General features: G+C 67.6%; 9 protein-coding genes. 7 read left to right on the forward strand and 2 right to left on the reverse strand.

Features of this window, described 5'->3' with window-relative positions:
- Positions 1–56: 56 nt before the first annotated feature.
- From D6T63_RS03180 to D6T63_RS03190, 4 genes are read left to right on the forward strand one after another with little or no spacing between them, the layout of a single operon-like run.
- Positions 57–1634, forward strand: coding sequence for a DHA2 family efflux MFS transporter permease subunit (locus tag D6T63_RS03180; protein ID WP_120147531.1), 1578 nt, complete (start codon positions 57–59; stop codon positions 1632–1634).
- Positions 1635–1670: 36 nt separating this feature from the next.
- Positions 1671–3167 carry a S10 family peptidase gene (locus D6T63_RS03185; protein ID WP_120147532.1) on the forward strand — a complete coding sequence of 499 codons (1497 nt, stop codon included), beginning with the start codon at positions 1671–1673 and terminating at the stop codon, positions 3165–3167.
- An 8-nt stretch (positions 3168–3175) separates the two neighbouring features.
- A complete protein-coding gene (locus D6T63_RS19130) occupies positions 3176–3343 on the forward strand; it encodes a hypothetical protein (RefSeq protein ID WP_182976853.1) in 168 nt (55 codons plus the stop codon).
- A 36-nt stretch (positions 3344–3379) separates the two neighbouring features.
- The gene (locus D6T63_RS03190; RefSeq protein WP_407923696.1) at positions 3380–5152 is read left to right on the forward strand and encodes a glycoside hydrolase family 15 protein; all 1773 of its coding nucleotides are present in this window, start codon (positions 3380–3382) and stop codon (positions 5150–5152) included.
- Between the two features lie 78 nt (positions 5153–5230).
- Here D6T63_RS03190 and D6T63_RS03195 read toward each other — a convergent pair whose 3' ends face one another.
- Positions 5231–5731 (reverse strand): DUF456 domain-containing protein, encoded by a 501-nt coding sequence (locus D6T63_RS03195; RefSeq protein ID WP_120147534.1) that lies wholly within the window; start codon positions 5729–5731, stop codon positions 5231–5233.
- Between the two features lie 128 nt (positions 5732–5859).
- Between D6T63_RS03195 and D6T63_RS19680 the strand changes: the two genes are divergently transcribed.
- Entirely contained in the window at positions 5860–6951 is a 1092-nt protein-coding gene (locus D6T63_RS19680; protein ID WP_120147535.1) for a YrzE family protein, read from the forward strand.
- A 119-nt stretch (positions 6952–7070) separates the two neighbouring features.
- On the opposite strand, the gene D6T63_RS03205 is transcribed toward D6T63_RS19680, so the two are convergent.
- Positions 7071–7988, reverse strand: coding sequence for an SDR family oxidoreductase (locus D6T63_RS03205; protein ID WP_120147536.1), 918 nt, complete (start codon positions 7986–7988; stop codon positions 7071–7073).
- 390 nt (positions 7989–8378) lie between these two features.
- Here D6T63_RS03205 and D6T63_RS03210 point away from each other — a divergent pair, with 390 nt between their 5' ends.
- The gene (locus D6T63_RS03210) at positions 8379–9245 is read left to right on the forward strand and encodes an SDR family oxidoreductase (protein ID WP_235830514.1); all 867 of its coding nucleotides are present in this window, start codon (positions 8379–8381) and stop codon (positions 9243–9245) included.
- Between the two features lie 9 nt (positions 9246–9254).
- On the forward strand, positions 9255–9890 hold the full coding sequence (locus D6T63_RS03215; protein WP_120147537.1) for a flavin reductase family protein: 636 nt from the start codon (positions 9255–9257) through the stop codon (positions 9888–9890).
- The last annotated feature ends 249 nt before the right edge of the window (positions 9891–10139 follow it).

Consider the following 10139-nt stretch of genomic DNA (forward strand, 5'->3'; position numbering starts at 1 on the left):
CATGCACGTCGGGATACCACTCCGGAAGGTCGGCCCCCGAGAGTAGTCTTCTCGCCATGCCCAGCAATCCCCGACAGACGGCTCCTGCGCCGCTGCACGACGACGGCGTGAGGCCCTGGCCCGCCCTCTGGTCACTCGTCATCGGCTTCTTCATGATCCTCGTCGACTCGACGATCGTCTCCGTCGCGACGCCCGCCATCATGGCCGGGCTCGATGCCGGCATCGACAGCGTCATCTGGGTGACCAGCGCCTATCTGCTGGCCTTCGCCGTCCCCCTGCTCGTTGCCGGTCGGCTCGGCGACCGCTTCGGGCCGAAGCGGATCTACCTCGTGGGCCTCGTGGTCTTCACCCTCTCGAGCGCGTGGTGCGGATTGTCGGGAAGCGTGGAGGTACTCATCATCGCCCGCGTCTTCCAGGGCCTCGGCGCCGCACTGATGACGCCGCAGACCATGTCCGTCATCACCCGGATCTTCCCGCCGGATCGCCGGGGTGCGGCCATGGGACTGTGGGGCTCGGTCGCCGGCATCGCAACCCTCGTCGGCCCCGTCCTCGGCGGTGTCCTGGTCGATACCGCAGGGTGGGAGTGGATTTTCTTCATCAACGTCCCCGTCGGCGTCGTCGGGTTCATCCTCGCCTACCGCCTCGTGCCCACCCTGCAGACGACGTCGCAGGGGTTCGACCTACCCGGGGTGTTCCTCAGCGCGGTCGGCCTGTTCTGCCTGGTGTTCGGCGTCCAGGAGGGCGAGAGCTACGACTGGGGAACGATTGCGGGACCCCTCTCCGTCTGGTCGCTGATCATCACGGGCCTGGTGCTCCTCGTCGCCTTCGTGATCTGGCAGAAGATCACCCGAGGCGAGCCCCTCGTACCGCTCGGGCTCTTCGGCGACCGCAACTTCTCGCTGGCCAACACCTCGATCACGGCCATGGGGTTCTCCATCACCACCATGACGTTGCCGCTCATGCTCTACGCACAGACGGTCAGGGGCCTGTCCCCCACCCAGGCCGCCCTCCTGCTGACCCCGATGGCCGTCATCTCGGGCGTCCTCGCACCCTTCGTCGGCAAGTACGTGCAGCGCAACAACCCTAAGTACATGGCCGTCGCCGGGTTCGCCGGCATGGCCGCCGCCCTGTTCTGGCTGGGAGCCATCCTCACTCCCGATGTCCCGATCTGGTACCTCCTCCTGCCCATCTCCCTGCTCGGGCTCGCCAGCGCAGGGATCTGGGCGCCGGTCTCCCTCACGGCCACCCGCAACCTCGCACCGTCCCTCGCCGGAGCCGGCTCGGGTGTGTACAACACCACGCGCCAGATGGGCGCGGTCCTCGGCAGCGCGGCCATCGCCGCAATCATGCAGTCACGCCTGATGACGAACCTGGGCGACGGCGGGATGACAGCCACCCCGGGTACCGCTCTTCCCGATGAGGCGAGGGCCGGGTACGCCCTCGCGATGGGCCAATCGCTCTACCTGCCGGCCATCGTGATCCTCGTCGGTTTCGCCGCCGCGCTGTTCTTCGCGAAACCACAGCAGAACCGGGTGTGGCAGGGCGACGCCGGAGCCGTGGGAGGCTCGGAGACCGACGTGCCCCTCGAGGACAGCGCCGCCAGCCAAGGACGAGCGACACCCACCGAGTCCTGAGCTGTTGCCTCTGGGAACTACCGGTAGTCTTCTGCCATGGCTGATGAGACGAAGGACACACCGGGAAGCACCACGGCGAACGCTCAGAAGGATCCGGCGACGTCCGATACCAAGGATGTCTCCGACGATTTCGTCGTGCGGGACCACACTTCTCCTTCGGGCATGAGGTACACGACGACCACCGGGCGCCTGGTGCTGCGACGCGAGGAGACGAAGGACGGCAAGGCCGACGGGTTCAAGCCCAAGGCCGAGATCTTCATCGTCGCGTACACGAAGCAGGACGCCGAGCCGGGCCGGCCCGTCACGTTCGCCTTCAACGGTGGCCCTGGGTCCGCTTCCGTCTGGTTGCATCTCGGCCTGCTCGGCCCCCGCCTCGTCGATTCCGGGGATGTGGGGACCATGACTCCGGCGCCGTTCGGGCTTGTCGACAACCCCGACAGCCTCCTCGAGTCCAGCGACCTCGTCATGGTCGATCCGGTCAACACCGGCTTCTCCCGCGTCGTCGAGGGCGAGAAGGCCGACGAGTTCCATGCCTTCGAGCAGGACAGGGACCTCGTGGCGGAGGTCATCCGGCTCTGGACGACGCGCAACAACCGCTGGCTCTCCCCGAAGTACCTCGTCGGCGAGTCCTACGGGACGCTGCGTGCCGTCGCCGTCGCCGGGCGGCTCTTCGACGCGTACGGCATGGCCGTCAACGGGCTGGGCCTCATCTCCACGGTGCTCAACATGTCCACCCTGCGCTTCTTCCCCGGCAGCGACCTCCCCTACGCCCTGCACCTGCCCACCTACGCGGCGATCGCGCACTATCACGGCCGCCACGGGGATCGGGAGCTCGCCGACGTCGTCCGTGACGCCGAGGAGTACGCCGCCGGGGACTTCGGCTACGCGCTCACGCAGGGCAGCAGGCTGACCGCCGAGCAGCACGAGGAGGTCGTCGCGCGGCTCCATGCCGTCACCACGCTGGACGAGGCCTTCATCCGCCGCACCAATTTCCGCTGGGCGTACCACGAGTTCGCCGCGGAGATCCTCCGATCCGAGGGATTGGCCGTCGGTCGTATCGATGGCCGCTTCACCGCGAGGCCGGGCAACCTGCAGGCCTCGGATTCCATGGATGATCCGAGCATCCGGGCGATCACGGGCCCCTACTCGGCGGCGATGAACCACTACGTCCGCGCCGAGCTCGGCTACGAGAACGACCTCCCCTACGAGATCCTCACCGCCCGGGTCCAGCCCTGGAGCTACCGCACCTTCGAAGGCGCGCCGGTCGATGTTTCGGGTGTCCTGGAACGGCTCCTCGTCCACAATCCGAACCTTCGGGTACACGTGGACTACGGCTATCACGACGGCGCAACGCCGCACTTCGCCGCCGAATACGTGTGGGCCCACATGAACCTGGACGACGACGCCCGGGCCCGCTTCACCCACCATTACCATGAGGCCGGCCACATGATGTACCTGAACCCGGTAGCACGGGATGCGCAATTGCGCGCGCTGAGGGCCTTCGTCGCCGAGCCGCAGCCCGGCCAGGAATAGTACGTAGGATGATGAATGCGGCCGGCGGCGACAGTCCGGTCCCCGACCTCAAGGAGTTCATCATGCTGAAAAGGATCCTCTTGGCCCTGGTGCCCGTCATCGTCTCCCGCGTCATGAGCAAGCGTGGCGCAGCCCAGGCGCCTCGAGCCAACAAGATGCGCTACAACGGCAAGTAGGCGCTCCAAGGTGGCGCAGGGCGTGGGAGAGGACTGATCATCGCACTGCGAGACGAGGACGGCTTCGCCGATATCCGCTCGTACGCGGCGATCGGAGACGGCCGGACGGTCGCCCTGGTGGCACTGGATGGTTCGATCGACTGGTATCCCACTCCGGATCTCGACTCGACGCCGGCCTTTGCCCGCCTCCTCGACGCGAACGAGGGCTTCATGGCCCTGGCTCCGACGGAGGAGTTCTCCGTGGAACGGCGGTACGCGGACGGTTCGAACGTCCTCGAGACCCTGTACACCACGTCCTCCGGGACAGCCCGCGTCACCGACTCGCTCAACACCGGTGTCGCCGGGAGGTTGCCCTGGGGTGAGCTGGCACGGCGCATCGACGGGCTCACCGGAACCGTGGACATGGCGTGGTCCGTCGCTCCCGGCACCTGTTTCGGCACGGCCTCGCCGTGGCTCGACAGGGGCTCGGAGGATCCGGTGCTGCGGATCGACGCCGTCGGACTGGGCATCCGGGGTATCAATCACGGCCTGAAGGCACCGGAGGGCCGGTCCGTGGACGGCGCCTTCACCACCTCGGAAGGTTCCCGCCACCTCGTCGCCGTCGTCTCCACGCATGGCGAGCCGCTCCCCCTGCCGGACCCACAGACCATCGACGACGGCGTGGACCGCACCATCCTCAACTGGCAGACGTGGTCGGACAACTTCGCCTACGACGGCGACTACCGCCACGCCGTCCTCCGGAGCGCGCTCACCCTGAAGCTGCTGCTGCACAGCCCGTCCGGGTCCATCGCCGCCGCTGCGACAACCTCCCTCCCGGAGAGCGCTGAGGGCGGGAAGAACTGGGATTACCGCTACGCGTGGGTGCGCGACACCGCGTACACGCTGCACTCCCTCACCCGCGCGGGACTCCGCGAAGAAGTCCATGCCGCTGTGTCGTGGATGCTCAAGAACCTTCGCTCGCAGGGCGCCGATCTCGAGGTGTTCACACGGCTGAACGGCGATATACCCGAGGGCACGCACAGGCCGGACCTGACGGGGTGGCGGAACATCGGTCCGGTCGTGGATGGCAACCCCGCCGCCGGGCAGCTGCAGCTGGGCGTCTTCGGGGACGTGTTCGACATCGTGTGGCAGTACGTGCAGGCGGGACACGTCCTGGATCCGGCGACGATGCGGCAACTCGCGGACCTCGCGGACCTGACCTGCGACATCTGGCGGCGGCGCGACGCCGGCATGTGGGAACTGCCGGAGGAACGCCACTACGTCACGTCGAAGCTCGGCTGCTGGAACGCACTCCGATGCGCGGTGCTCCTCTCGGAGCACGGACAGCTGCAGGGCCCGGTGGAGCGGTGGGCCGCAGAGCGCGATCGCATCAACGACTGGGTCCACGAGAACGGCTGGTCGGAGGAGCGCCAGAGCTACGTCTGGTACCCGGGGTCCACCGACCTCGACGCCTCTATCCTCCTGCACGCCATGAGCGGGTTCGACACCGGCCCGCGGATGTCCTCCACCATCGACGCGCTGCGGGACGAGCTCGGCGCCGGCCCCCTGCTGCACCGCTACAGCGGCATGCAGGAGGAAGAAGCTACGTTCGTCGCCTGCGCCTACTGGATGGTGTCGGCACTCGTCAGCGTCGGCAGGCGCGACGAAGCGGTGGACCTGATGGAGGAGCTCCTGCCCCTTGCGAACGACGTCGGCATCATGTCCGAGATGATCGAGCCCTCCGACAACTCCTTCATGGGCAATGTCCCGCAGGGCCTGAGCCACCTGGCGCTGATCGTCGCCGCGCTGTCCATCTCCGGCAAGTCCTGAGGACCCCGGCATGCGGCGGGGGCGGGGAACCGGACGGATGCACGGCACCGCACTGGTTCGCGCGGCGTGCGGGACCTGTCAGGCCGTGGCGAAGTAGACCCACACGCCGATGACCCACGTGGTCCCGGCAAGGCAGGCGAGGGCGAGCTCCGCGAGGATACCGAGGCCCGTCGCCTTCAGGGCGTGAAGGCTCGAAGTGACGGCCGCACGGCCATCCCGCTGCCGCGCGTACTCGCTCGCGAAGAGCCCGAGGGCGAAGCCGACGAAGAGCCCCACGACCGGGATCACGAACATCCCGACGACACCCAGCAGTACGCCGATTGTCACCGACCGGCCGGGGATGCGGCGCTGCTTGAGCGTCCGCCCGGTGAGGACCACCCCTGCGCCGAGGCCCGCTCCCGCCAGGACGGTGCCGATCGCGAAGACGACCCACCCTTCCGTACTCGCCACGGTCAGGGCCCAGGTGAGCAGCGACACGATGATGAGGATGCTCCCCGGAAGGATCGGTACCACAACTCCTGCGATACCGACTGCGATGAGCGCACCGCACACCACTGTCATGAAGACCTGTAGATCCATGGGTCAAGTCTTGCACTGCCTTGCGCGACGCGACGCTGTGGAGCGGTACCGACGCGTCACACCATGGAATACTGGGAGAATACTAAGCCAACTTAGCGAGCCCGAGGGCCCTGAAATCAGGAGGACCAGTGAGCACACCAGGAACAGGGAACAGGGACGACGAGCGCCGCGGCGCGGACAACGGCCCGCGGCACGAGGACAGCCCCACAGAGCTGATGGACACAGGTCGCTCCGGCGCAGGAGCCACCAGCGCCGGCCGTGCGGACAGTGGCGCAGGCCCGGATCGCCCCGCGGGTTCATCCCGCGCCTCAGCGAACGACGACGGCGCGGGCGACTACGTGCCCGGCGGGTACTCTTCGGACGACGACACCAGTGGTGAGTACGTCCCGGGCATGTATTCGGATCCGTCGTCGGGTGACAGGACCACCACGGACACCCCCACCCGTGAGCACACGAGGCCTACACCCGTCTCCGCCTCGCGTGACACAGCAGCCCACCGCGATGCGCCGAAGACCCAGGCACACACCCAGGTGGTGCCCGTCACGGCGTCGAAGTCCCGAGATGAGCCCCGCGACGCGGACCGTGACCGCCAGTACCCACGAGCAGCTGCTGCCGGAGCCGGCACCGGCTCGGGTCTGCCGAGCCTCGAGGACCGCAAGCTCATCCACCAGCGCGAGAAGGAACACTTCGGTGGCATGAAGTTCGGCTCCGCCTTCTTCGGCTGGCTGACTGCCACCGGTATGTTCGTCCTGCTCTCAACCCTCGTCGGGGCTGTCGCCGGGGTCTTCGGTTACGGCGCAAACCTCTCGGCGTCGGACCTGACCAGCGGTTCCGGTGAGGCGCAGAGCATGGGCATCACCGCGGCCGTCGTGCTCGGCATCATCCTGCTGCTCTCCTACTACGCCGGTGGTTACGTCGCCGGACGGATGGCGCGCTTCAGCGGTGTGAAGCAGGGTGTGGCCGTATGGCTGTGGGCTGTCATCATTGCCGTGGTGCTCGCCATCATCGGCCTCATCGTCGGCAACCAGGCCAATGTGACCGAGCGCTTCCAGGGCCTCGGCGTCCCCTCCGCGCAGGACCTCACGGGCCCCGGCCTGATAGGACTCCTCATCGTGGCCGCCATCGCCCTCGTCGGCGCGATCCTCGGCGGTCTCGCCGGCATGCGATACCACCGAAAGATCGACCGCACCGATTTCGATGCCCTCGAAGAGACCGCCTGAACCCAGCGTGAGGAGCCCCTGGTAGCCCGCTTCATGCGCAGGCCCGGCCAGAACAGTCCTGTTCTACAGAACAACCCCGGACTCGGAAGAGTCCGGGGTTGTTGTGTCGACAGGAGGTCTCAGGGCGAGGGCATTCCGCCGTTGACGTTCAGCGTCTCGCCAAGGACGTAACTCGCCTCGGACGACGCCAGGAAGACATAGGCGGGTGCGAGCTCGGTCGGCTGACCCGCCCGTCCCAAGGGGGTGTCCTTCCCGAACTCGGGCAATGCCTCCGCGGGTTGGCCACCGGAGGGCTGCAGCGGAGTCCAGATGGGACCCGGAGCCACGGCGTTGACCCGGATACCTTTCGGAGCAAGCTGCTGCGCGAGGCCCTTGGTGAAGTTGTTGATCGCGGCCTTGGTGCTCGCGTAGTCCACGAGGGTCGGTGACGGCTCGTATGCCTGGATGGAGGTCGAATTGATGATCGCGGATCCGGGCTTGAGGTGCTTGAGCGCTTCCTTCGTCACGCGGAAGAACGAGTAGATGTTCGTCTTGTACGTGTGGTCCAGCTGCTCGTCGCTCAGGTCCTCGAGGGATTCGACGGCCACCTGCTTCCCGGCGTTGTTCACGAGGATGTCCAGGCCATCGAGGCCCTGTGCTGCCTGCTGGACCAGCGAGATGCAGTAGGCGGGGTCCTTCAGGTCACCCGGGATGCAGACGGCCGTGCGGCCCTCGGCCTCGATGATCCCCTTGATCACCTGCGCGTCCTCCTCCTCTTCCGGGAGGTAGGACAGGGCGACGTCGGCCCCCTCCCGGGCGTAGGCGATGGCGACGGCTGCACCGATGCCGGAGTCCGCGTCGGTGATGAGGGCCTTGCGTCCCACGAGGCGTCCGGTTCCCCGGTACGAGGTCTCACCGCGGTCCGCCTTGATTTCCATGTCGGCCTCGAGCCCGGGCTCGGGCGTCTGGTCGGCCGGTGGCGTGATGCTCTCGAACCTCGTCACGGGGTTCTGGAAGGTGTACTGGTCGGTCGTTCCTGTCGTGCTCTCCGAGGTCATACGTGTGCTCCCTGTGCAGAAGGCGAGTCCCGCGCCGCAGTGGCGCCGAGAAGGGCGGTCGGCCCAGCGACCAAGCTAAGCCTGCTTACTACCCTAGGCGGGCGGGGTTACCCCTACAAGCAGGTTCGAGGGCCGGGAAGGGATGGCGCGACCCAGCTCGCATGGCTACGCTGAGCCCGGCCGGATCAGCGCGGAGGGGAACCCTCAGCGGGGGAGAACGGTCAGAACACCGCTGAGAACAGACCGGCGCCGACGCTCAGGACCAGGGCGACGATGACGAGCCAGATGATCGGGGTGCGGAGCTTGCGCATGGAATCCATAGTCCGACCAGTCTAGTCGCGGTCCAGCAGGGCGATGCCGAGGTCGCCGCCCAGGAGGTGCGGAAATAATATGCGGCCCGCCACGGCTGACATCGACATGGACCAGCGCATCGCAGTCACGGGATCGACCGGCACGATAGGCGGCGGCGTCGCCCGGATGCTCGCGGGCGAGGGATTCCCCCTGGTGCTGCCGGTCCGTTCGCCCGACCGCGCCCAGCACCTCCCGGAGTCCGTGGTGCGGCAGACCACCTATGCGGATTTCGACTCCTCGGTGGATGCCCTCGCCGGCGTCGACATCCTCTTCATGGTGTCGGCCGCGGAGGAGGCCGACCGCGTGGCGACGCACCGCACCTTCATCGACGCGGCCGCGGAGGCGGGCGTGCGGCACATCGTCTACACCTCGTTCCTCGGGGCAGCACCGGATGCCGTATTCCTCCTCGGCCGCGACCACTGGTACACCGAAGAGCACATCCGCCGATCCGGCATGAGCTGGACCTTCCTCCGGGACAACCTGTACCTCGACTTCGTTCCCGCCCTCGCGGAGGACGGCGTCATCCGCGGCCCCGCCGGAGAAGGCCGGCTCTCGGCCGTCGCGCAGGCCGACGTCGCCCGGTCCGCCGCCGCCGTGCTGCGCTCACCCGACGACCACGCGGGGACGGCGTACCACCTGACCGGACCGGAGGCCTTCACCCTCGCCGAGGCGGCCGCGACCATCACCGAGCTCACCCCCGCGACGATCCGCTTCGAGGACCAGACCTACGAGGCGGCCATGGAGTCCCGGGCGCACCACGGCGCACCGCGCTGGCTGGTCGAGGCCTGGGTCAGCACCTACACGGCGATCGCACGCGGCGAGATGGCGGACGTCTCGCACGACGTCGAGCGCCTCACCGGCCGCCGCCCACTCGGGCTGCGCGACCTGCTCGCGCAGGAAGGTTAGGCCGCCGCCATGCGCAGGGACGTCGTACCTGATCCGCACTCGAGCCGCGCCTTCTACAAGTTCCTCACGTCCGTAGTGGTTCCAAGGCCCATCGCCTGGATCTCCTCGACGTCGGTGGACGGCGTGGACAACCTCGCCCCGCACTCGTTCTTCACCATCGCGTCGGTCAACCCGCCGATCGTGCAGTTCACCTCGGTAGGCCGCAAGGATTCGGTCCGCAACATCGAGGCCACCGGCGAGTTCGTGGTCAGCTTCACGCCGGAGGACCTCTTCGAAGCCGTCAACGCGACCGGCACCGACTTCCCGCCGGACGTCAGCGAGTTCGACGCCGTAGGCCTCACCCGGGAGCCCAGCGCAACGGTCACGCCGCCCCGCGTCCTGGAATCACCCGTGGCCCTCGAATGCCGGCTCCACCTCATCCAGGACATGGGGAATTGCACGCTCGTTTTCGGGGAAGTGCTGCACGCGGTGGTGTCCGAGGAAACTCTCGACGGCGGGCTCCCCTCCATCGACGCGCTCCGACCACTGTCACGGCTCGGCAGGAACGAGTGGGGGACCGCAGGGCGGATCCGCGAGATCACGCGGATACCGGTCGGGGAATGGCCGGGTCACTACGACGACGGCAACCCGCCACAGCACCCCTGAACACCTGCCCGCACACCTCTCGTGTGCGAGGATCGGCGATCAGGTTCCGTCCAGCGGGCTCCCGTAGAATGAAACCATCTACGGGCTAGCACCCCACCCCTGGCTGGGAAGCCGACCGCGACCCCCAGGGACATTCATGAGCATTGCCGCAGCTGCGCGTACCGTCCGTATTTCCAGGCCGAACGACGTCGTCGCCTCCTACTCGGTGCTGCTGAAGCAGGTCCGCAAGGAAGGCCTCCTGAACCGGCG

This window comes from Arthrobacter cheniae (assembly GCF_003602275.1).
GTDB classification, from domain to species: domain Bacteria; phylum Actinomycetota; class Actinomycetes; order Actinomycetales; family Micrococcaceae; genus Arthrobacter_D; species Arthrobacter_D cheniae.

Excerpts from the sequence above, each read along its gene's own strand:
- D6T63_RS19130 (WP_182976853.1), top strand. The coding sequence starts at position 3,176 with ATGATGAATGCGGCCGGCGGCGACAGTCCGGTCCCCGACCTCAAGGAG.
- D6T63_RS03210 (WP_235830514.1), top strand. The coding sequence starts at position 8,379 with ATGCGGCCCGCCACGGCTGACATCGACATGGACCAGCGCATCGCAGTC.
- D6T63_RS03195 (WP_120147534.1), bottom strand. The coding sequence starts at position 5,731 with ATGGATCTACAGGTCTTCATGACAGTGGTGTGCGGTGCGCTCATCGCA.
- D6T63_RS03215 (WP_120147537.1), top strand. The coding sequence starts at position 9,255 with ATGCGCAGGGACGTCGTACCTGATCCGCACTCGAGCCGCGCCTTCTAC.
- D6T63_RS03185 (WP_120147532.1), top strand. The coding sequence starts at position 1,671 with ATGGCTGATGAGACGAAGGACACACCGGGAAGCACCACGGCGAACGCT.
- D6T63_RS03180 (WP_120147531.1), top strand. The coding sequence starts at position 57 with ATGCCCAGCAATCCCCGACAGACGGCTCCTGCGCCGCTGCACGACGAC.
- D6T63_RS03205 (WP_120147536.1), bottom strand. The coding sequence starts at position 7,988 with ATGACCTCGGAGAGCACGACAGGAACGACCGACCAGTACACCTTCCAG.